At 62.0% G+C, this 22,009-nt stretch carries 20 protein-coding genes; 13 read left to right on the top strand and 7 right to left on the bottom strand.

Annotation, left to right across the window (positions count from 1 at the left end):
• Window positions 1-68 precede the first annotated feature (68 nt).
• Entirely contained in the window at window positions 69-566 is a 498-nt protein-coding gene (locus CXK91_RS19940; protein WP_103457761.1) for an RDD family protein, read from the top strand.
• Between the two features lie 80 nt (window positions 567-646).
• Here the strand turns inward: CXK91_RS19940 and lptG are convergent, their stop codons facing one another.
• Window positions 647-1,708 carry an LPS export ABC transporter permease LptG gene (gene lptG, locus CXK91_RS19935; RefSeq protein WP_103457760.1) on the bottom strand — a complete coding sequence of 354 codons (1,062 nt, stop codon included), beginning with the start codon at window positions 1,706-1,708 and terminating at the stop codon, window positions 647-649.
• Complete coding sequence (gene lptF / locus CXK91_RS19930) at window positions 1,701-2,822, bottom strand: LPS export ABC transporter permease LptF (RefSeq protein ID WP_103457759.1); 1,122 nt, start codon at window positions 2,820-2,822, stop codon at window positions 1,701-1,703. The genes lptG and lptF overlap by 8 nt, the downstream gene beginning before the upstream one ends.
• 264 nt (window positions 2,823-3,086) lie before the next feature.
• On the opposite strand from lptF, the gene CXK91_RS19925 reads away from it, so the two are divergent.
• The 9 genes from CXK91_RS19925 to rlmF all read left to right on the top strand — a co-directional run bounded on the left by CXK91_RS19925 (window position 3,087) and on the right by rlmF (window position 14,777).
• Window positions 3,087-4,574: a leucyl aminopeptidase gene (locus tag CXK91_RS19925; protein WP_103457758.1), complete on the top strand. Its 1,488-nt coding sequence runs from the start codon at window positions 3,087-3,089 to the stop codon at window positions 4,572-4,574.
• 75 nt (window positions 4,575-4,649) lie between these two features.
• Window positions 4,650-5,069, top strand: coding sequence for a DNA polymerase III subunit chi (locus CXK91_RS19920; RefSeq protein ID WP_103457757.1), 420 nt, complete (start codon window positions 4,650-4,652; stop codon window positions 5,067-5,069).
• 69 nt (window positions 5,070-5,138) lie between these two features.
• The gene (locus tag CXK91_RS19915) at window positions 5,139-5,519 is read left to right on the top strand and encodes a DNA polymerase III subunit chi (protein ID WP_103457756.1); all 381 of its coding nucleotides are present in this window, start codon (window positions 5,139-5,141) and stop codon (window positions 5,517-5,519) included.
• A gap of 115 nt (window positions 5,520-5,634) precedes the next feature.
• A complete protein-coding gene (locus tag CXK91_RS19910) occupies window positions 5,635-8,469 on the top strand; it encodes a valine--tRNA ligase (RefSeq protein WP_103457755.1) in 2,835 nt (944 codons plus the stop codon).
• 378 nt (window positions 8,470-8,847) lie between these two features.
• Window positions 8,848-10,230, top strand: a complete 1,383-nt coding sequence (gene nhaD, locus CXK91_RS19905) for a sodium:proton antiporter NhaD (protein WP_103457754.1) — start codon at window positions 8,848-8,850, stop codon at window positions 10,228-10,230.
• A gap of 65 nt (window positions 10,231-10,295) precedes the next feature.
• Window positions 10,296-10,592 carry a winged helix-turn-helix domain-containing protein gene (locus tag CXK91_RS19900; protein ID WP_103457753.1) on the top strand — a complete coding sequence of 99 codons (297 nt, stop codon included), beginning with the start codon at window positions 10,296-10,298 and terminating at the stop codon, window positions 10,590-10,592.
• Window positions 10,593-10,598: 6 nt separating this feature from the next.
• Window positions 10,599-12,425, top strand: a complete 1,827-nt coding sequence (locus CXK91_RS19895; protein ID WP_103457752.1) for an SLC13 family permease — start codon at window positions 10,599-10,601, stop codon at window positions 12,423-12,425.
• Between the two features lie 109 nt (window positions 12,426-12,534).
• Window positions 12,535-13,704, top strand: a complete 1,170-nt coding sequence (locus CXK91_RS19890; RefSeq protein WP_103457751.1) for a YbfB/YjiJ family MFS transporter — start codon at window positions 12,535-12,537, stop codon at window positions 13,702-13,704.
• Window positions 13,705-13,775: 71 nt separating this feature from the next.
• Window positions 13,776-14,777: a 23S rRNA (adenine(1618)-N(6))-methyltransferase RlmF gene (rlmF, locus tag CXK91_RS19885; protein ID WP_103457750.1), complete on the top strand. Its 1,002-nt coding sequence runs from the start codon at window positions 13,776-13,778 to the stop codon at window positions 14,775-14,777.
• Between the two features lie 33 nt (window positions 14,778-14,810).
• Here rlmF and CXK91_RS19880 read toward each other — a convergent pair whose 3' ends face one another.
• The 3 genes from CXK91_RS19880 to CXK91_RS19870 form a co-directional block, all read right to left on the bottom strand.
• The gene (locus CXK91_RS19880) at window positions 14,811-15,002 is read right to left on the bottom strand and encodes a hypothetical protein (protein WP_103457749.1); all 192 of its coding nucleotides are present in this window, start codon (window positions 15,000-15,002) and stop codon (window positions 14,811-14,813) included.
• Between the two features lie 464 nt (window positions 15,003-15,466).
• The gene (locus CXK91_RS19875) at window positions 15,467-16,678 is read right to left on the bottom strand and encodes an MFS transporter (RefSeq protein WP_103457748.1); all 1,212 of its coding nucleotides are present in this window, start codon (window positions 16,676-16,678) and stop codon (window positions 15,467-15,469) included.
• 113 nt (window positions 16,679-16,791) lie between these two features.
• Window positions 16,792-17,691 (bottom strand): prenyltransferase, encoded by a 900-nt coding sequence (locus CXK91_RS19870; protein WP_103457747.1) that lies wholly within the window; start codon window positions 17,689-17,691, stop codon window positions 16,792-16,794.
• A 209-nt stretch (window positions 17,692-17,900) separates the two neighbouring features.
• Between CXK91_RS19870 and yejK the strand changes: the two genes are divergently transcribed.
• The 3 genes from yejK to CXK91_RS19855 are packed head-to-tail and all read left to right on the top strand — an operon-like array spanning window position 17,901 to window position 20,579.
• Entirely contained in the window at window positions 17,901-18,908 is a 1,008-nt protein-coding gene (gene yejK / locus CXK91_RS19865; RefSeq protein ID WP_103457823.1) for a nucleoid-associated protein YejK, read from the top strand.
• Window positions 18,909-18,915: 7 nt separating this feature from the next.
• Window positions 18,916-19,734, top strand: coding sequence for a hypothetical protein (locus CXK91_RS19860; RefSeq protein WP_103457746.1), 819 nt, complete (start codon window positions 18,916-18,918; stop codon window positions 19,732-19,734).
• 5 nt (window positions 19,735-19,739) lie between these two features.
• Window positions 19,740-20,579, top strand: coding sequence for a DUF4344 domain-containing metallopeptidase (locus CXK91_RS19855; protein ID WP_103457822.1), 840 nt, complete (start codon window positions 19,740-19,742; stop codon window positions 20,577-20,579).
• 9 nt (window positions 20,580-20,588) lie between these two features.
• Here CXK91_RS19855 and CXK91_RS19850 read toward each other — a convergent pair whose 3' ends face one another.
• On the bottom strand, window positions 20,589-21,527 hold the full coding sequence (locus CXK91_RS19850) for a glutathione S-transferase family protein (RefSeq protein WP_103457745.1): 939 nt from the start codon (window positions 21,525-21,527) through the stop codon (window positions 20,589-20,591).
• A gap of 105 nt (window positions 21,528-21,632) precedes the next feature.
• The gene (locus CXK91_RS19845) at window positions 21,633-21,908 is read right to left on the bottom strand and encodes a GIY-YIG nuclease family protein (protein WP_103457744.1); all 276 of its coding nucleotides are present in this window, start codon (window positions 21,906-21,908) and stop codon (window positions 21,633-21,635) included.
• Window positions 21,909-22,009: the final 101 nt, after the last annotated feature.

The raw sequence follows: 22,009 nt of genomic DNA, 5'->3' as shown, positions 1-22,009 counted from the left end.
ACATCAGGGGCTTTTTTATGCACGCAATTCCGTAGAATGCGCCACCCGCACAATGATCGAGACATGCCATGCGTAGACACCTGCTGAGCCCGCAAGGCCAATTTCCCGCCGCCGGACTGGTTCGCCGACTCGCCGCGATGTTCTACGACAGCCTACTGTGCATCGCCCTGATGATGGTGGTGACACTGCTCTACCAACAAGTGCTGTTGCGCCTGCTCTACGGCAGCGACCAATTACAGGCACTTGCCGAAGCAGGCCGCCTGGACATCGACCCCCTGCTCTCGACCTTACTGCTGTTCAGCCTTTTCGCCTTTTTCGCCAAGTTTTGGACCCACACCGGCCAAACACTGGGAATGCAGGTATGGGGGATTCGAATCCAGAATGCTGACGGGACCGCCGTCGACCTGTGGCAAGCACTGCTGCGCTTTCTGATCGCACTCGTGTCCTTGGTTTGCCTGGGACTGGGCTACTGGTGGATGCTAGTGGACAAGCAAAAACGCACCTGGCATGACATCTACTCTGAAAGCCAAGCCGTTCAGCTACCGAAGAACATCCACAAAAAATAGCCGGCGCTACCGGTGCCACTCCAGCACCGGTGCCGCTAACCATCACGCCCGAGCGGGCATAGCCAGCGTCCCGCGCTGCGTCACCCCGCTCGACGCAGCAGCCACACACCGATCAACGCACAGACCGCCGCCGGCAGCACTACAGCAAGCAACGGTGAAAAGCCGAACACCTGACTTGCCGGACCTAGCAGGTCCTGGATGATGCGAAACACGAAACCGACTACCACCCCAGTGAATATCCGCTGCCCGAGCGTAACCGAGCGCAGCGGCCCGAAGATAAACGAGATCGCCAGCAGAACCAGCGCCACGGTAACCGCCGGCTGCAGGACCTTGTTCCAGAACGCCAGCCAATAGCGCCCGTTATTCAGCCCCTGCTCTCCGAGATAGTGGATGTAACGCCACAGGCCGGTGATCGACAGCGCTTCCGGCTCCATCACTACAGTGCCAAGCAGCTGCGGCGTTAACTGGACGTCCCAGCGCTCTTCGGCAGCACGCAGCACCTCGGTGTGGTCACCACGAAAATGCGTGGTCGATATGTTCTGCAGTTGCCAGTAATTACCCTCGTAGCTGGCGCGACGGGCAAAGCTGGAGGATAACAAGCGCCGTTCTTCATCGAAGCGATAACGCGTCACCCCCACCAGCACTCCGCCTGGCTGTACCGCGTTGACGTGCACGAACTCGTTTTCTTGCCTATGCCACAGACCGCGCTTGCTGCTTTGCGCCTCGCCCGCGCCCTGCGCCAGTGACCGCCGAGCCTGGGCAATGTCCTCGCTCCAGGGCGCTACGTATTCACCGATCAGAATGCCCGCGACAAGCAGCACCAGCATGGGCTTCATCACCGCCAACACGATGCGCCCCAGGGAGACCCCGGCCGCGCGCATGATGGTCAACTCGCTGCTACTGGCCAGCGTGCCCAGGCCGATCAGGCACCCTATCAACGCGGCCATTGGGAGCATTTCGTACAGTCGCCGCGGCGATGTGAACAGCACGTATTGCAGCGCATCGCCCAGCCCATAGCTGCCCTCGACATCACCAAGCTCGTCGATGAAGGCAAACAGCAGGGCCAATCCGACAATGATGCCCAGCACACTGAGAATGGCGAGAAAGACCTGTACACCAATGTAACGATCGAGCTTAACCACGAGCCACCTCCAGCTGCGAGCGACGCTTCTTCATTCGCAACCTGATCGGCTCCCAGAAAAGCATCAGCAAACCGATAGCGAGGAACAGCCCGTGCACCCACCAAAGTCCCAAGGTCAAGGGGATGCGCCCCTTATCCATAGCGCCTCGAACCGCGATCAGCAGCGCGAGATACGTCATGTACAGCAGCACCGCTGGTAACAGCTTGAGAAAGCGCCCCTGCCGCGGATTCACTTTGGCTAGCGGCACTGCAAGTACCGTGACGACAAAAACCAGCAGCGGCAACGAAAGCCGCCATTGCAGTTCGGTCTGGTGACGAACGTTATCGCTACCCATCAACTCTCGGGTCGGCAGCGCCTCACGTTCGCTTAGCTCCATGCTCACTTCCGGCTTGGGCAGCAGCACACCATAGGTGTCGTATTGAATCGCTCGATAATCCGCCTGCCCCGGGCTGCCATCGTAGCGATAGCCGTTTTCCAGTATCAGGTAACGACTACCGTCAGGTTGGATCTCCTGACGACCACTTTCAGCTACCAGCACTGACAGCCCGCTCTCCTTCCCGGTTTGACGCGAGACGTTGGTTTCGGAGATGAACACACCGCCGAGCTCGCTGCGATCTGCAGAGAGTTCACGGGTGTAGGTGACACGTGAGCCCCCACGCAGTGTCTGGAAACGCCCCGGAACCAGCGTGTCGAATTCGGTCAGGGAGTCCTGCTGATTGAGGATGCGATCCACCTCGGCAATGCCTTGCGGGGCCAGCCCAAGGCTTAACCAGCCGACGATTGCTGCAACCAGTGCAGCCGGCGCCAAGCTGTACACCAGCAAACGACGCTGGCTCATGCCGGTCGCCGACAGCACGGTCATCTCGCTTTCAAGGTAGAGACGGCCGTAGGCCAGCAGAATGCCGAGAAACAAGCCGAGCGGCAGGATCAACTGTAGAAAGCCTGGCAGACGGAAACCCATGATCAACAACAGCACACCGGGATCGAGCACCCCCTGAGCGGCCTGGGCCAGATATTTGATGAAGCGGCCGCTCATGATGATCACCAATAGCACGGCGCTGACGGCGCTCATGGTGACAAGCAGCTCTCGGGACAGGTAACGAAAGACGATCAAACCAGACACTCCAGGGTTGTCAGGCTCTGGCGGCAACGCTCAAACTAGCCGCCAGTTGCCGGCCCGCCGTAGCAGACCGTTGGAAATAGATAATGACGCCGGCCGGACGCGGACCACCGCGCCGAGGCAATCGCAGAAACACGGTCGATTGCAACGTTTCTAGCCTAGCGCAGTCGTTAGCAACGACCGTACAGGCGAACCACCGGAAAAATAAGCCCGGCATTATCCTGCAAACCCGACTCTTTGTCTTGGGGACACCACGTCATGGAATTTGTTGTCAAAAGCGCCAAAGCCTCCATCCAGAAGACCGCCACCCTGATTCTTCCACTTGCCGAGGGCTGCATCCTCGGCAGCGTTGCCCAGAGCGTAGACAGCGCCAGCGGTGGTGCGCTCAGCGGTGCACTCAAGCGTGGAGACATCCAGGGCAAGCCGGGGCAGACGCTGCTGCTGCACAGCCTGCCTAATCTAAAGGCAGAACGCGTGCTGCTGGTCGGAATCGGCAAGGCCGAAGAGCTCGACACCCGGCAGTGGCGCAAGGTCGTCAATGCCGCGCAGGTCGCGATCAAGCACCTCGGCGGAGTGGACGCGACCTTCGCCATGCAGGATGTTCAGGTCAAAAACCGCGACAGCTATGCCCGCACGCGCCTGCTGGTGGAGATCCTCGCCGACGGCCAGTACGTGTTCGACCGGTTCAAAAGCAAGAAGGCCGATCCACGAGCGCTGCAGAAGATCATTGTGCTGTGCGAAAAAGCCGAACAGCCAGGCGTGGAGCGCGCGGTACGAGAAGCCTCTGCAATCGCCACGGGAATGGCCTTCACTCGCGACCTGGGCAACCTGCCACCGAATATCTGCCACCCCAACTTCCTGGCCGATCAGGCCAAGCAGCTGGGCAAAGCGTACAAGGGTCTGAAGGTCGAGGTGCTCGACGAGAAGAAACTGCGTGACTTGGGCGCCGGCGCATTTCTGGCCGTCTCCCAGGGCAGCGACCAGCCGGGCTGCATCATCGTCATGCAGTACAACGGCGGCAAGAAGGGCGACAAGCCCTATGCCCTGGTGGGTAAAGGCATCACCTTCGACACCGGTGGCATTAGTCTCAAGCCCGGCCAGGGTATGGACGAAATGAAGTACGACATGGGTGGTGCTGCTAGCGTATTCGGCACCCTCAAGGCCGTACTCGAGCTGCAGCTGCCGATCAACCTGGTCTGCCTGCTGGCCTGCGCCGAAAACATGCCCAGCGGCGGTGCGACACGCCCGGGAGACATCGTCACCACCATGAGTGGCCAGACCGTGGAAATCCTCAATACCGATGCCGAAGGCCGTCTGGTGCTGTGCGACACGCTGACTTACGCCGAACGCTTCGAGCCGCGTACGGTAATCGACGTGGCTACCCTGACCGGCGCCTGCATCGTCGCTCTGGGTAGCAACACCTCAGGGCTGCTCGGCAACGATGATGAACTGGTGCAACAACTACTGACCGCAGGGGAAAAAGCCGCCGACCGCGCCTGGCAACTGCCGCTGTTCGACGAATATCAGGAGCAGCTGGACAGCCCCTTCGCCGATATCGCCAACATCGGCGGGCCCAAGGCAGGCACCATCACCGCAGCCTGCTTCCTCTCGCGCTTCGCCAAGAAGTACGCCTGGGCGCATCTGGATATCGCCGGTACGGCCTGGACCAGCGGCGGCAAGGAAAAAGGTGCCACTGGCCGCCCCGTGCCCCTTCTGACGCAGTACCTGCTGGACCGGGCCAACTGAGATGCGCGCAGTCGCCTCACATGCACACCTCGACCGGAGCAGCTTTCGGCTGCCCGGCCGTCGTGAGGCGCGGCTATGAAGCGGATCGAGTTCTATGTACTCCCGGATGCCAACCCGCTCGGCCGCCTTCGGGCGGCCTGCCAGCTGGCAGCCAAAGGTTGGCAGCACGGCATGCAGGTGTTCATTCGCTGCGTCGATGAAACACAATCGAGTCAACTCGACGAGCTGCTCTGGAGCTTTCGCGCCGAGCGCTTCATACCCCATGAGCAGCATGCCGACGATCCTCAAGCCCCGGTGGTTATTGGGCTTGAACAGGCCCCTCATTCGCTGCAGGGCTTGTTGATCAACCTCGCGCCCACGCTTTCTGCTCACATCGATCAGTTCAGCCGGGTCATCGAGATCGTCAATCAGGAGCCGCAACTGCTGACCGCCTGCCGGGAGAATTTCCGCCTGTATCGCCGCCAAGGCTATGATCCACAAAGGGTCGAGCTCTAGGACCTTTCTTTTCGACAGCCAGGGACACACCCTGCGGCCGCCTGGATGCGCAAGCCCCGGAATTCTGAGATGACGCCGAAAACACCAACCAAACCCACCGAGCTGCTGAGCGACCTCGAGTCCATCCGCGCACTGCTCGGCGACGATTTTCCCGATAGCCCGCCAGCCAGCAACGCGCTTGACCCGGACAGCATTCCACTGCTCTCCGACATCGTCGAACAGCAGCCTGTCGAGAACGCCAGTGTCGATAACGACGAAGGGCCACGTGAGCCCAGCGTACGCGCCGCCTTTCGCACCCTGGCCGAACGGCACATCGACCATGAGCTGCGCACTGCGGCCAACCTGATCCTGCAGGAAGTAATCGACGACTTCGTGCCGCAGATCGAGGCGGAGCTAAAGCGCCGCTTGGAAAGCCGCATCGAACGGCTGGTCCGCACGCCGCGCCCCTGACCGGCCCGCTACTCGCGCCTATCGGCAGTTAATCCAGCACGGCTGCGAAACCTCGCGGCCGTTTGCCTTTATACTTGTCCGTTTTTCCGACCAGCCGTTTTAAGGGTCCCGCCGCATGGACAAGACCTACCAGCCGCACGCCATCGAGACTTCCTGGTACCAAACCTGGGAATCGAACAACTATTTCGCCCCGCAAGGTTCCGGCGAGCCCTACACCATCATGATCCCGCCGCCGAACGTTACCGGCAGCCTGCACATGGGTCACGGCTTCAACAACGCCATCATGGATGCGCTGATTCGCTGGCGCCGCATGCAGGGCCGCAATACCCTCTGGCAGCCGGGCACCGACCATGCCGGTATCGCCACGCAAATGGTGGTCGAGCGCCAGCTGGCCGCCCAGGGCGCCAGCCGTCATGACCTGGGTCGTGAGAAATTCCTCGACAAGGTCTGGCAGTGGAAAGAAGAATCCGGCGGCACCATCACCCGGCAGATCCGTCGCCTGGGCTCATCGGTGGACTGGTCGCGCGAACGCTTCACCATGGACGAAGGTCTGTCCGAAGCGGTCAAGGAAGCCTTCGTACGGCTGCATGAAGACGGTCTGATCTACCGCGGCAAGCGTCTGGTCAACTGGGATACCAAACTGCATACCGCCATTTCCGACCTGGAAGTGGAGAACCACGATGAGAAGGGCCACCTCTGGCACCTGCGCTATCCGCTGGCCGATGGCTGCAAGACCGCCGATGGCCTGGATTACCTGGTAGTCGCCACCACCCGCCCGGAAACCATGCTCGGTGATGCGGCAGTAGCCGTGCACCCCGAAGACGAGCGCTACAAGAGCCTGATCGGCCGTCACGTCATGCTGCCGCTGGTCAACCGCCTGATCCCGATCGTTGCAGACGACTATGTCGACCTCGAGTTCGGCACCGGCTGCGTGAAGATCACCCCGGCACACGACTTCAACGACTACGAAGTGGGCAAGCGCCATCATCTGCCGCTGATCAACATCTTCGACCAGAACGCCTGCGTGCTGGCACGTGCCCAGGTGTTCAACATCGATGGCTCAGTGAACGACAAGCTCGACGGCAGCCTGCCGGACGGCTATGCGCACATGGACCGTTTCGATGCGCGCAAGGCCATCGTCGCCGAGTTCGAGGCGATGAGCCTGCTGGAAAAGATCGATGACCACGCGCTGAAAGTGCCGCGCGGCGATCGCTCGGGCACCATCATCGAGCCCTGGCTGACCGACCAGTGGTACGTCTCAACGAAGCCGCTGGCCGAAAAAGCCATTGCCGCCGTTGAAAGTGGCGAGATCCAGTTCGTGCCCAAGCAGTACGAGAACATGTACTTCAGCTGGATGCGCGACATTCAGGACTGGTGCATCAGCCGTCAGCTGTGGTGGGGGCACCGCATTCCGGCCTGGTACGACGAAGCCGGCAACGTCTACGTCGGCCGCGACGAAGTGGAGGTGCGCAGCAAGTACAACCTCTGCAACAACGTCGAACTGCGTCAGGACGAGGACGTGCTGGACACCTGGTTCAGCTCCGGGCTGTGGACCTTCTCCACTCTCGGCTGGCCGCAGCAGACCGAGTTCCTCAAGACGTTCCACCCCACCGACGTTCTGGTCACCGGCTTTGACATCATCTTCTTCTGGGTCGCCCGGATGATCATGCTGTCGACGCACCTGACCGGGCAGATTCCGTTCAAGACCGTCTACGTGCACGGCCTGGTCCGCGATGGCCAGGGGCAGAAGATGTCCAAGTCCAAAGGCAACGTGCTCGACCCGCTGGACATCGTCGATGGCATCAAGCTTGACGAGCTGCTGACCAAGCGCACCAGCGGCATGATGCAGCCCAAGCTGGCCGAGAAGATCGCCAAGCAGACCCGCGCCGAGTTCCCCGAAGGCATCGCCAGCTACGGCACCGACGCCCTGCGCTTCACCTTCTGCTCACTGGCTTCCACCGGCCGTGACATCAAGTTCGACATGGGCCGCGTCGAGGGTTACCGCAACTTCTGCAACAAGATCTGGAACGCCGCCAATTTCGTCTTCGAGAACACCGAAGGCAAGGACACCGGCGCCAATGACGAGCCGGTCGAGCTGTCGTCGGTTGATCGCTGGATCATTTCCGCACTGCAGCGCACCGAGTCCGAGGTAACCCGCCAGCTGGAAGCCTTCCGCTTCGACCTGGCCGCCCAGGCACTCTACGAGTTCATCTGGGACGAGTACTGCGCCTGGTACCTGGAGCTGGTCAAGCCGCTGCTGTGGGACGAGACTGCCAGCGTCGAGCGCCAGCGTGGCACCCGTCGAACGCTCGTGCGCGTGCTGGAAACGGCACTGCGCCTGGCGCATCCGTTCATGCCGTTCATCACCGAGGAAATCTGGCAGCGCGTTGCACCGCTCGCAGGCAAGTCCGGACCGACCCTGATGCTGCAGCCGTGGCCGGAGTTCAACCCCGAGCGCATCGACGAAGCCGCCGAAGGCGATATCGAGTGGGTGAAGGCCTTCATGCTGGGCATCCGCCAGATCCGTGGCGAGATGAACATATCCATGGCCAAGCGCATCGACGTGGTGCTGGGCAACGCCGGTGATTCTGACCAGCGTCGGCTTTCCGAGAACGAGCCGCTACTGAAAAAGCTGGCCAAGCTGGAAACCGTTCGCGTTCTTGCCGCCAGCGAAGAGGCCCCGCTGTCTGCTACGGCGCTGGTCGGCGACATGCAGGTACTGGTGCCGATGGCTGGCCTGATCGATAAAGGTGCCGAACTCGCTCGCCTCGACAAGGAAATTGCCAGACTCGATGGCGAGGTCAAGCGCGTCGGCGGCAAGCTGTCCAATGCCGGCTTCGTCGACAAGGCGCCGGCCGAGGTGATCGACAAGGAGCGAGCCAAGCTGGCTGAGGCCGAACAGGCCAAGGCCCAGCTGCAAGAGCAACGCGATCGCATCGCTACGCTCTGACGTTCGACGGGGAAAACCAAAAAAGGCCAGCCCGAAAGGTGCTGGCCTTTTTGCTTAAGGAGGTCATCTTGATTGATGACAAGTTATTACCGGTAACGCTGATACACTATGTCGCACATGAAATACCCCTTTACAAACTGGCAGGCCGTTAAAGCCAAGACGAACAGCTCGAAATGAAATGAGCCCCCAGCTGCGAAGCGTGATGCGTAGTACGCATTTCGCCGAACGCGCGACCGTAATTTAGGGGCAGGCAGTTGCCTTGCACCCGCGGTTCCCGACTTGTTTCACCTTCGACAGCCGATCGTATCTCTGCCAGCCGCTGAGGCTGCGTCGCACGTCCGCATGCCCGGCAAGGTTCCCCAAGATGGAGTCCCTCCGATGTATGCACTCATGGCTGTAGTGTTCGTCTTAGGCTATCTATGCATAGCCTTTGAACATCCGCTGAAAATCGACAAGGCAGCCGCGGCGATCCTGACCGCGGTGTTGACCTGGACCATTCTGGTGCTAGGCGCCGACCAGATCCTCCCGCTGCTTCAACCCGGCACGCATGACCCGGCAGACTCATCAGCCGTAGTGGTCGAGGCGCTGCGCCATCATCTGGGCGAGGTGTCGGAGATTCTCTTCTTCCTGCTCGGAGCGATGACCATCGTCGAGCTGATCGACTCCCACGAAGGCTTCAAGGCCATTACCGACCGCATCCAGACACGCAAGCGTGTGCATCTGCTATGGATCATCGGTTTTCTGACCTTCTTCCTCTCTGCCGCGCTGGACAACCTGACTACCACCATCGTCATGGTTTCGTTGCTGCGCAAGTTGATTCGCGGACGTCCCGAGCGCTGGTTGTACGTTGGCGTCGTGGTGATTGCCGCCAACGCTGGCGGCGCCTGGTCGCCGATCGGCGATGTGACCACCACCATGCTCTGGATCGGTAACCAGATCACTGCATCTGGCGTGATCGTCAACTTGTTCATCCCTAGTCTGGTTTGCCTGCTGGTGCCGCTGATCATCCTCAGCTTCACACTGCATGGCGAAGCTCCACGGCCTCGGCCACGTGCTCACCTGGCCGAGAAGCATCCGCCGTCGACCAGCGTTTTCGAGCGCAATCTGGTGCTCGGTCTCGGTCTTGCCGCCCTGCTGTTCGTTCCTATATTCAAGACCGTGACTCACCTGCCCCCCTATATGGGCATCCTTTTCGGCCTCGGCATACTTTGGGTGGCCACAGAGATCATCCATCGCAACAAGAATGACGAGGACAAGCACCCGCTTTCAGTGGTCGGCGTTCTGCGCAAGGTGGATACACCCAGCGTTCTGTTCTTCCTCGGTATCCTGCTGGCCGTATCCAGCCTAGCCACAGCGGGCCATCTGACTCAGGTAGCCACCGCACTGCGCGAATCGCTCGGTCATATCTATGCGATCAACTACGCCATTGGGCTGTTGTCCGCGGTGGTCGATAACGTGCCGCTGGTTGCAGGTGCGATGAAGATGTATCCGCTAGTCAGCGAGAAGATGCTCGCTGGCACCGCCGCAGAAGAACTCGGCTGGATGTCGCAGTTCGTCGTCGACGGCAACTTCTGGGAAATGCTTGCCTATTGCGCGGGTACCGGCGGTAGCACGCTGATCATCGGCTCGGCTGCCGGCGTTGCAGCCATGGGCATGGAAAAGATCAGTTTCACCTGGTACATCAAGCGCGTCAGCCTGCTGGCGTTCCTCGGTTACACTGCTGGTGCAGCGACCTACGTCGGCATGCTCGCCCTGCGTTGAGCCTACCGCCCGGTCAGGTCGTTGATGTCGAGAGACGCCACCAACGACCTGGCCAGGGACCCCGCATGACCGTCAGCAAGACCAAAACCAGTTTCTACCGCCGACTCTACGTCGCCTGGCTGATCGACAGCGGCACTGCCAGCAGCGTTCCGGCACTGATGTCAGCGACCGGTATGCCGCGGCGCACCGCCCAGGACACCCTTGCAGCCCTCGCAGACCTGGATATCGAATGCACGTTCTTGCAGGACGATGGCGAGCGGCACAACGCCGGCAGCTATGCCATCCGCGACTGGGGTGCCATCGACAAGCGCTGGATCGAGCGCAACCTGCCCCGCATCAAATCCATTCTTGAATACCCCTGATCACCCATGAGTGGCGATCTGCTGCTGGTACTCGCATTGCTGGCGGGCTGCGTCGGCCTGTTTGCACTGAACAAGCCGCGCATGGACGTGGTAGCGGTTTTGGCCATGGTCGCCCTGCCGCTCACCGGCGTCCTCAGCGTGCAGGAAGCGCTGGCCGGCTTCAGCGACCCGAGCGTGGTGCTGATCGCCACCCTGTTCGTCATCGGCGACGGCCTGGTGCGTACCGGCATCGCCTATCGCCTGGGCGACTGGCTGATGCGTGCCGCTGGCAGCAGCGAAACCCGCCTGCTGATCCTGCTGATGTTGGCGGTCGCGGGTCTCGGGTCGGTCATGAGCTCGACCGGTGTGGTGGCAATCTTCATTCCCGTGGTGCTAGGTATTGCCAATCGCATGAAGGTATCTCCGCGGCGGCTGATGATGCCGCTGGCATTCGCCGGTCTGATCAGCGGCATGCTCACCCTGGTGGCAACGCCGCCGAACCTGGTGGTCAACAGCGAGCTGCGTCGCGCCGGCCTCGACGGTTTCGCCTTCTTCGACTTCACGCCGATCGGCCTGGCCGTTCTCCTGCTCGGTATCGGCTACATGCTGCTGGCACGCCGTTGGCTGGGCAACGACCAACACAGCGAGGCGGTGGAGCATCGTCACACCCTGGCTGATCTGGCCCGAAACTACCGGCTGGAAGAACGCGAGCGACGGCTGCGAGTACTGCCGGGATCGATTCTCGCCAACCAGGCGCTGGACGAACTACAACTGCGCACTCAGTACGGCATCAACGTCATTGCCGTGGAGCGCCATGACCGCTTTCGCAACCTCCTGCTGATCGCAACGGGCAATACCGAACTGTTCGTCGGCGATGTGCTGTTGGTAGACCTCGCCAGCCCGGCCATCGGCCTGCTCGGCGCCTATCAGGAGCTGGGCCTAGAGCCCCTGCAACTCAGCACCTCCTATTACTCGGTTCACGGCCGCGAGCTGGGGCTGGCGGAAGTGGCGCTGCCACCGGATTCGCGCCTGCCGGGCAAGACCATCCAACAATTGGGCTTTCGCAGCCGACACAAGCTGAACGTAGTTGGTCTGCGACGCAACCGCGAGGCGCTACAGGGCTTGTTGGTCGACGAGAAGCTCAAGCCAGCCGATACCCTGCTGGTTGCTGGCAGCTGGAAACACATCCACCGCCTGCAGGGCATGAACCGCGACTTCCTGGTGCTCAGCCTGCCGGCGGAAGTGGATGATGTCGCGCCAGCGGCCAACCAGGCACCGTTCGCGCTGCTCGGCTTGGCGGTAATGGTGGTGCTGATGGTCAGCGGCCTGGTGCCCAACGTACTCGCCGCGTTGATCGGTTGCCTGGTCATGGGAATGTTCCGCTGTATCGACATGGACAGCGCCTATAAAGCGATCCACTGGCAAAGCCTGGTACTCATCGTCGGCATGCTGCCGTTTGCGTTGGCGCTGCAGAAAACCGGCGGCATAGCCCTGGCCACCGCAGGACTGGTCGGCCTGCTCGGCGACGCTGGGCCGCACGCCCTGCTCGCCTGTCTGTTCCTGCTGACTGCGCTGATTGGCCTGTTCATCTCCAATACGGCGACGGCCGTGCTGATGGCTCCGGTCGCGCTTTCCACCGCCGAGCAATTGGGCGCTTCGCCCTACCCGTTCGCCATGATCGTTGCACTGGCTGCCTCTGCAGCGTTCATGACGCCGATCTCCTCGCCAGTAAACACGCTGGTGCTTGGCCCTGGGCAATACCGCTTCTCCGACTTCGTGCGTGTTGGCGTGCCCTTCACCGCGCTGGTAATGGTCGTGTCCGTGTTGCTGGTGCCGTTGCTGTTTCCACTTTGAGTGCGTCCAGCGGTGGATCGTCTGTTTACAGGCTGCTGTCGAAAAGTGGCATAGCGGCTAACAGGTCCAGCCGTTAAGCTCGTGCTCTCACTCGAAAAAGAACAAGCCCATGCCTCAGCGTGTCGCCCTGTTTCCGGTCCTGCTGGCCGGTGCCGTTCTGTTGTTGGTCGTCCATGGCCTGGGCCGCTTCGTCTATACCCCTTTGCTACCCTGGCTGGTAGAAGACGGCCTGCTAAGCGTGCAGCAGGGTGCCAGTATCGCCAGCTGGAACTACCTGGGCTATCTGATCGGAGCGCTGCTAGCGGTACGTTGGCATCGCGTCGCGCAGATTCGCCGCACTCTACCCTGGGCGCTCGCGCTACACGTGTTGAGCAGCCTGCTACAGACCCAGGCGGAATCGGCTGATGCCCTCGCGGCGCTGCGACTGGTCAATGGCATCAGCAACGGCCTGGTGTTCGTCCAGGCCCCCTCACTGGTCCTCGAATGGCTGGCGCGACACCAGCGCGTTTCATCCAGCGGTCTCGTCTATCTCGGCGTCTGCGTTGGCCTGATCATCTCTAGCCTGCTGGTGAGCCTTAGCGATGGCTTGCTTGTGGGTGCCGAGCGCTGGTGGCCAGCAGCACTGCTGTCGATACCGCTGGCCTGGTGGGGCTGGCGCCAGCTGTCGCGGCTGGACATGCCCCCCGAGGAAATGGCCCACCCGTCGGCTACGCCGCCTAGCGGCAAGCTGCTCGATCGCTCCAGCACCCCGCTGTTTCTCTCCTACGCCGGCGCGGGAATGGGCTACATCCTGCCAATGACCTTCCTGCCCATGGTCGCGCGTCTACAAGTCGAACCTGGCGACTTCCTGATCGGAGGTAGCTGGCTGGTAGTGGCACTGGCGACGCTGCCATCGCCCTGGCTGTGGAATCGTCTTGGTGTGCGCATGGGTGACGATATCGCCCTACGCCTGAGCTATCTGACCCAACTGCTTGGCGTACTGGCTGCACTGCTGCTGCCTGGAGCCGTTGGTATCCTGATCTGCGCGGTGCTGGTCGGCGGCACTTTTCTTGGCACCGTGCTGCTGACTCAGCGCCTGGCGCGGGCACTGCATCCGCACCAGGGGCCACGGCTGTCGGCGGCGCTGATTGCGCTTTATGGTCTGACCCAACTGGCAGCACCCTGGCTGACAAGTATCTGGATGGGCATGGGCGGCAGTCTGCATAGCGCCTTCTGGCTCGGCGCCGCAGCCTTGCTCTGGGGTTTATTGTGGATGCTGATGGTGCCGCGCAGGCGCTAGCACTTCGAGCTATCCGCGCACGGCGGTTGTGGGACAATGCGCGCCCCAGCCGCCAATGTCCCGCCGATCAAATGCCGCGCAAATCCCCACCTTTGCCCTCATCCTCGCAACCTGCCCGGGCTGAACCCCGCAAGGCTGTTCTGCACCCGCGCAACCGCCACACCGGCCGCTACGACTTCCCGGCCCTGATCGCCAGCTGTCCGGAATTGGCCGAGCATGTCATCGTCAACCCCTACGGCAAGCAGAGCATCGACTTCGCCAATCCGGACGCGGTGCGGGTATTCAATCGCGCGCTGCTGCGGCAGTTCTACGGTATCAAGCACTGGGATATCCCGCCGGGCTACCTCTGCCCGCCAGTGCCCGGACGCGCCGACTATCTGCACGGCCTGGCAGACCTGCTCGGCAAGGAACAGAACGGCGCCATCCCTCAAGGAGGCGCCATACGAGCGCTGGATATCGGTACCGGGGCCAACTGCATCTACCCCCTGATTGGCAACCGGGAATATGGCTGGCACTTCACCGGCAGCGATATCGATGCCACTGCCCTGGCCTCGGCGCGCACCATCGTCTCGGCCAATGGCCTCGCCAAGGCGATCGAGTTAAGACAGCAGGCAGCGCCGAGGCTGATCTTCAAGGGCGTTGTACTACCGGAGGAGCGCTTCGACCTGACGCTGTGCAATCCCCCTTTTCATGCCTCGCAGGCAGAAGCCAACAGCGGTAGTCAGCGCAAGTGGCGCAACCTCGGCAAGCTCGATCCAAGCCGCAAGCTGCCTGCGCTCAACTTCGGCGGTCAAGCGGCAGAGCTATGGTGCGACGGTGGAGAGGTAGCCTTCATCTCCCGCATGGCGGAGGAAAGCGCGCAGTTCGCCGGTCAGGTCTACTGGTTCAGCACACTGGTATCGAAGGGCGCTAACGTGGCGCCGCTGGTGGCGCGACTCAAGCGCCTGGGCGCCCGCCAGGTACATACCCTGGACATGGCCCAAGGGCAAAAGAAGAGCCGCTTCGTCGCCTGGACCTTTCTAAGCGAAGCCGACCAGGCGAACTGGCGGGCCGAGCGCTGGCAGCACAGGTAAAGCGCGGCGGCAAACAGGGCCACCAAACGCGTCTCAGATCGCGACATCCCAAAGTTGCTTGTTCTTCAGCGCCATGGTCTGGATGTAGCGCGGTTCGCCGTTGATCTCTTCCAGTTCGGTCATCCCGGCCAGCTCGCCTACCACGCGATAACGCTTGCCTACACGCTTGTCCTTCAACGGATAGAGCTTGGCGATTTGTTGGGCGAGTTCGGTAAGGGTGGACATTGCTTGTTGCTCCATTGACTGCGTGCCGCAGGTATTTACCAACTGTTGATGACGGTTATGCGACAGCCGAGCTTAGGACGGGATTTCCAGGCTGCCACTCGATCGCGGGCGTACGCACAAAAGCCGATAGGTTGCTGCTAAGAACCGGCGATTTGTTCTTAACGTCTTCTACGCCGCTTCGCTTTGGAGCGATGAATACCGAATTGATTCCGTCACGTTCGTCGCCGCTTTCGAACTGCAGAGCGAGGCCATGAGATCGGTATTGCGGGCATGACAGCTTCGGCGCGACCGGATAAACCGGCCACGCGGAAAAGAAGGAATTACGAGATCGCAGGCCAGCTGGAATCAGCAGGTGCCCAGCCCCATCTGCAACAGCGCCAGGCCGCCTCGCTGCCAGCCCCACCAGGCCAGCGCCAGCAGGCTAAACAGCACGCCCCCCGCCACAGCACGCCAGAGCAGCCGCATCAGTCGGCCTGCGCCGTACGCAGCCGCTCGACCGGCTGCTCACGAATCGGCCAGTTAAGCACCGCCGCCATCAAGCTCAGCGCGATTGCGATCTGCCAGACCAAGTCATAACTGCCAGTGCGGTCATAAAGCCAGCCGCCCAGCCAGCCACCGAAGAATGAGCCCAGCTGGTGAAAGAGAAAGGCGATGCCGCCGAGCATCGACAGGTTGCGTACGCCGAACATGGTCGCCACCGTTCCGTTGGTTAGCGGTACCGTGGACAGCCACAGCAAACCCATGGCGATGCCGAACGCGTAGGCGCTCCAGACACTCAACGGCGCCAGCAGGAAGACACTGATCACCACACCACGGATCAAGTACAGCGCGGCCAGCAGCTTCGGCTTGGAGTAACAACTGCCCAACCAACCTGCGGTATAGGTGCCAACGACATTGAACAGTCCGACCAGCGCCAGCACCGTGGTACCGACCTGAGCCGGAAGGTGCTGATCGACCAGATAGGCTGGCAGATGCAGACCGATGAAGACCACCTGAAAACCACACACGAAGAAGCCTAGCGCCAGCAACCGGAACCCTGAATGCCCGACAGCCTCGCGCAGCGCCTCGCCCAGCGACTGCTGCGCACCGGGCGCCGCTGGGGGCTGCGCTGGGCTGCGCATCATCCCGGCAAGCGGCACGATCAGCGCCACCAGCAAACCGAGCGCCATAAGCGCTGAGGACCATCCAAGCCACTCGATGAGGCCGAGGCTGCCCGGCAGCATGATGAACTGGCCAAAGGAGCCGGCGGCGCTGGCGATACCCATCGCCATGCTGCGTTTTTCCGGCGGCACGGCACGCCCGACCGCACCGAGGATCACCGAAAACGAGGTGCCGGAAAGCCCCAGCCCGATCAGCAGACCGGCACTCAGCGTCAGGGTTGTCGGCGAATCGGATACCGCCATCAGCGCCAGTCCGACCGCATAGAGAATGCCGCCGATCAGCACCGCCCGTGCGACGCCGAAGCGATCGGCAAGCGCGCCGGTGACCGGCTGTACCAGGCCCCAGATCAGGTTCTGTATGGCAATGGCGAAGGCGAAGACCTCCCTGCCCCAGCCGAACTCGGCGCTCATCGGCGGCAGGAACAGGCCGAAGCCGTGACGTACCCCCAGGGAGATGGCGAGGATCAGCGAACCACCCGCGAGAATCCAGGCTGAGTTGCGCCAGACAGAGCTCATGAGCGACGTTCCTTGGAAAAAAGGCGACCAGTTTACTCAGTTAAGCCTTTCTTTCGTCACCCCATGTGTCCGCCCGAGCTACCCACGGGCGGACGCGCCGCGCTGGTGGACCGCTATAGCGTCATCAGCCCTACTGCCATCAGCAGAGGGGTCGCCACGCTGACTACCGCGTTCAGCCCCAGCGCCGGCAGCAGATGTTGCGGCCGCGAAGGTTCTCGACGCAGCAGCCACGCCGCCCGCAGGGCAAGGGGCAGACTCAACAGCCCTAGAGCGGCCCCGGACAGGCCGGGCTGGGGCAGCACGGCCAGCAGCACGCCGTAGGCCAGCAGCCACTGCGCGAGCATCACGCACACGGCCTTGTCGCAGCCAATGTGCATCGGCAGGGTACACCGGCCGGCGGCTCGATCAGCCTCGATGTCCGGAAACTGGCCGAGCAACAGCAGGTTGTTGCACAGCAGCAGAGGCGCGAGAGTCAGGACCAGATCACCCAGGTCCGGCGCACCGCCGATAACGATGCGCGTACCCAGCACCATGAGCGCGAAACCCAGGCCCGGCGCAAACAGGCACAGCCAGGGATGACGAGTCAGCCAGGGGGTATAGGCCAGCACCAGCAGCACGCCCGTCAGGCCAAGTGGCGCCAGACTGAGCAAAAGCTGAGGCTGGCGCAGCAGAAAAAACAGACCGATCAGCGCACAGGTCAGCAGGCTGCCGAGACCGAGCAGCAGCGTGCGGCCAAGCAAGTGCGGATGCGCCGGCAAGGTGCCACTGCCGCCGCTGAAGGCGGTATGGCGGGTACGCAGGTCGAGACCGCTACGGTAATCGCTCCATTCGTTCAGCGCGTTGACAGCGACATGGGCAGCCAGAGCGCCAAGTAGCACCAGCACGGCGTCTACGGCGGGAATCGCATCCGATCGCCCGCGCGCGGCCAAAGCCAGCCCGAGCGCTACGCAGCTCAACGTGAGCAGCAGGAAACGACCACGCACCACGCCAAGCCAGTCCCAGGTTCCGCTCATCTTTCCGCCCCAACGATGCACCTTGCGTACGGCAGGCTAACGCCAACGCTGCCAGCGGTCCTTGACACAGATCCGTGTCCATTGCCGAGCAGGCGCTTGCGGTAGCCGCACCGCTCTCTCGACCAGGCAACAGCTTCGGCACACGGACCACGCGATGCCTGCTCTCGGGTAAACTGCCCCACCTGTTGCATTCCAGCCGTGAGATCACCATGCCCATCCGCCACTGTATCGTCCATCTGATCGAGAAAAAGCCGGACGGCACCCCCGCCGTGCTCCACGCCCGTGATTCGGAGCTGGGCACATCCCAGGCCATCGAGAACCTGCTGGCTGATCTTAACGAAAGCTACAACGCCAAGCAGGGCAAGGCCTGGGGCTTATTCCACGAGGAGTCCGGCGCTTATCCGTTCAGCGGCTGGCTTGCGCAATACATGGAAGGCAATCTGGATTTCACCGCATTCAGCCGCCAGGCGGTCGAGCACCTGCAGAAGCTGATGGAAGAATCCAATCTGTCCACCGGCGGCCACGTGCTGTTCGCTCATTATCAGCAGGGGATGACCGACTATCTGGCCATCGCCTTGCTGCATCACAGCAACGGCGTCACCGTTACGGACTCGCTGGACGTGACCGAAGCCAGGCACCTCGACCTCGGCCAGTTGCACCTGGCGACGCGAATCAACATCTCCGAGTGGCAGAACAACAAGCAGTCGAAGCAGTACATCTCCTTCATCAAGGGCAAGAACGGTAAGAAGGTGTCCGAGTACTTCCGCGACTTCATCGGTTGTCAGGAAGGTGTCGACGGCCCAGGCGAAACGCGCACCCTGCTCAAGGCCTTCAGCGATTACGTCGAGAGCGAGGACCTGCCAGAGGAAAAGGCACGGGAGAAGACCAGCGCTCTGGTCGGCTATGCCAGCAGTCAGGCCAAGATCGGCGAACCCATGTCGCTGGAAGAGTTGTCCGGGGTCATCGACGAGGAACGTCCGCGCGCCTTCTACGAGCACATCCGCAATAAGGACTACGGCTTGTCGCCGGAGATACCCGCCGACAAGCGCACGCTCAACCAGTTCCAGCGTTTCACCGGGCGCGCCGAGGGCCTGTCGATCAGCTTCGAATCGCATCTGCTGGGCTCGAAGGTCGAATACGACGAGGCGCGGGACATGCTGATCATCCGCCAGCTGCCGACCCAACTGAAGGATCAGTTGAAACGGCGCAAGGAGTGACATCGCCATGCGCCTGTCGGACGCCATTCTCGATGAGTGTCTGTGCGATCCAGCTGCACCGCTGGCGCGCGATCCGGCGCGCTGCCATGGCTTCGACAAGCTGCAGGCACAGACGCAGCTGGCAAGCCTGAAAGACTGGCTGCGCGTGCAGCAGACCATGCTCTGGGCCAACCGCCGCGATGCGTTGCTGCTGGTACTGCAGGGGCCGGACTGCTCCGGCAAGAATGGAGTGATCCGCCGTGTGCTGGGTGGCCTCGACCCGCTGGGTCTTTCGCCGCTCAGCTTCCAGGCGCCAAGCGAGGACGAACGTCAGCATGATTTCCTCTGGCGCTATCGAACGCGCCTGCCCAGCCCCGGCATGCTCGGCGTATTCAATCGCAGCTATTACGAGGCACTGGTCAGCGATCTGCGCGACGGCCTGTGTGCACCCGCCGATATCCCGCTGCGTCAGGCCGCGATCGAATCTTTCGAACGCCAGCTGCCAACCCGCGGAATCCACACGCTCAAGTGCTACCTGCAACTGTCCGCCGATGAGCAGAAACAGCGCCTGCATCGACGCCTGGAACAGCCGGAAAAGCGCTGGAAGCTGACCCTTGGCGATCTGCAGGACCACCGCCTCTTTGCCCAGCAACAGGCGCAATGGGCTGATGTGCTGAGTAAAAGTCACAGCCGCGAAGCGCCCTGGTACGTGATCCCGGCCGACCACCGTTGGTTGCGCGACCTGATCGTGGCCAGCCTGCTCGCCCGCGAGTTCGAGCGCCTGGCACTCGACTGGCCCGCACGCCCGGCGCCATTCAGCCATGCCGATCTGGACAGCACCTCGTGACGCGCATTGGTCTGGCGCTACTACTGCTGCTTCTACCCCTGCTGGCCGAGGCGCAACAAGGCGACACGGCGGCTAAGCTGTCGGTCGACGAGGTGCGCTTCACCGTGGCCAATGCCGAGTTCACCCTGATGCACGAAATGGGGCATCTGCTGATCAGCGAGTTGCAACTGCCAGTGCTGGGCCGCGAAGAAGATGCTGCCGACCACCTCGGCTTCATGGGGCTGTTCCTGCTGCAAGAGGAACAGCACCGTGACGATTTCTACGCCAAGCTGATGGATGTCGCCGATTACTGGCGGCTGGAATGGCAAAACGCGGAACGCAGCGGAGCACAAGTTCCCGTGTGGGACGCCCATGCACTGGATGCCCAGCGCTTCTACAACATCGCCTGCCTGGCCTACGGCAGCGATCCAGACCGGCTGGACTGGGTATTGGAGGTCAGCGGGTTGCCGGTAGAGCGGGCGCTGTACTGCCCGGAGGAGTACGAACAGGTCGCCCATGCCGTACGGTGGTTTCGTGAGCACTTCGGCCGTAGCGATGAGCAACCGGCGCGACACCGCATTCACGTCATCTACGACACACCACCTGGTCATCTACCGGGTGGTGCCGAATTGCTCGAGAAGATTCGCGCCAGCGGGGAGCTCGAAGCGGTCGCGGCCAAGGCCAGCGATGCCTTCGATCTGCCCCGCGACCTGGTTCTACGCATGAGCACCTGCGGCGCGCCAGATGCCTGGTTCAATCGAGTAAGCGGCGAGCTCACCCTCTGCTACGAACGCATCGCGTACTTCCGCGATCTCGCCGCAGAACAACCCAGGCTACGCAGCTCGGCATTACCCGCACCGCACTGAAAGCGGCGGTCAACGCGCTTCGATTTGATAGCCGATGCGCGGGAAATGCACATGCACGACACCGGTACGATCGTCGCTACGGCGTAGAATCAGCTGCTCGGCGCCGGCAAAGACCAATTCACCCTCGACCGGGTCCGCGCCGTAATCCACTGCGGCAATGGCCACCTGCTGCCCTTCCTGGAAACCGTTTGGCTCGCTGAAAGCCTCGCCCGGCAGCGCTGCGGGCTCGGCTTCGAGCGCCATACGCAGCGCATCTTCGGCGGAGAGTTCGCTGCTCGAACCATGCCCCACGCCGAGCACCTTGCCGAGCCAGGCATGAACCTCTGGATAGTCATCCACCAGTGGCGCGGTGACCGGCGTCGCACGCAAAAACCACAGGCAATGCGCGACCGCGAAATCGGCAATCGATGGCGCCGCCCCAAGCAGAAACTCGCCCTCCTCTCGGGCCAGCTGCTGTTGCAGGCGCGTCATGAATGCAGGCCAGGCACTCTTCGCCTGCTCCAGCGGGATGCGACTCACCGAGCCGTTGGCAAACAGCTGTGCGCGATCCTTGCTGAAAACCTGAACGAATTCCTTGGGCACCTGAGCGAAGCGCAGAGCCATGGATTCAGGTTGGAAAACCAGGCTGACGGCGTTCAGGAAGAGCACAGAGTCGGCCCATTGGGCGAGTGTCGCGGCAGTGAACTCCTGGCCTTCAGGAAACAGCGCCGGCGTGGCTTTCTCGGCCTCGAGCCGCCGGGCAATCAGTGCGGTATCGCAATAGACATCGGCGCCGACCTGCAGCACTGGCGTGCGCCGATAACCCCCGGTGAGCGCCGTCAGATCGGGCTTGGGCATGACCGGGGGGATCATCACCGAGCGCCAGGACAACTGCTTGAACCCCAGCATCAGGCGCGCCTTCTCGGCGAAGGGCGAGGTGGGATAGTGGTGCAGGATCAGCTCGTGCATGACAGGCTCCGCCAGAGGGTATCGAGATCGGGGCGTCGCCCCATGGAAAGGGCTTCAGCTTAGACGCTCCGCTCGATCGAGCCTACCGGCTGATTAGTACGTCATTCACGCGACGGAGCCGGCCAGGCTTACCAGCCGCTCCTTGGCGCGCTTGTCCAGCCTTTTGATGGCGATCTCACGGCGCAGCGCGTCACCCTTGCTGGCGCAAGCCTCGACATACACCAGCGCTTGCGCCGGGCTGGAGTGAAAGAACCGCGCCCCACGCCCACGCTGATGTTCGGCAAAGCGCCGCTGTGCATCGTCGCTGATGCCGCAATAAAGAGCACCATTGACAGCACGCACCAGATAAACGAACCACTGCTTTGTCGGGACCTCGGTCATGGAATGAAAAAGCCTCGATGGGCGACGACAATCGGGCCGGCATTATGCCGAACTCGTGCGGTACATCCAGCCGCCACGGCGGCAATTCGCGCCTCCGCTTA

The organism is Stutzerimonas stutzeri (genome assembly GCF_002909485.1).
In the GTDB taxonomy this organism is placed as follows: domain Bacteria; phylum Pseudomonadota; class Gammaproteobacteria; order Pseudomonadales; family Pseudomonadaceae; genus Stutzerimonas; species Stutzerimonas stutzeri_AH.
Note: the sequence above shows the minus strand (reverse complement) of the source record. Positions and strands in the feature narration are given on the sequence as shown.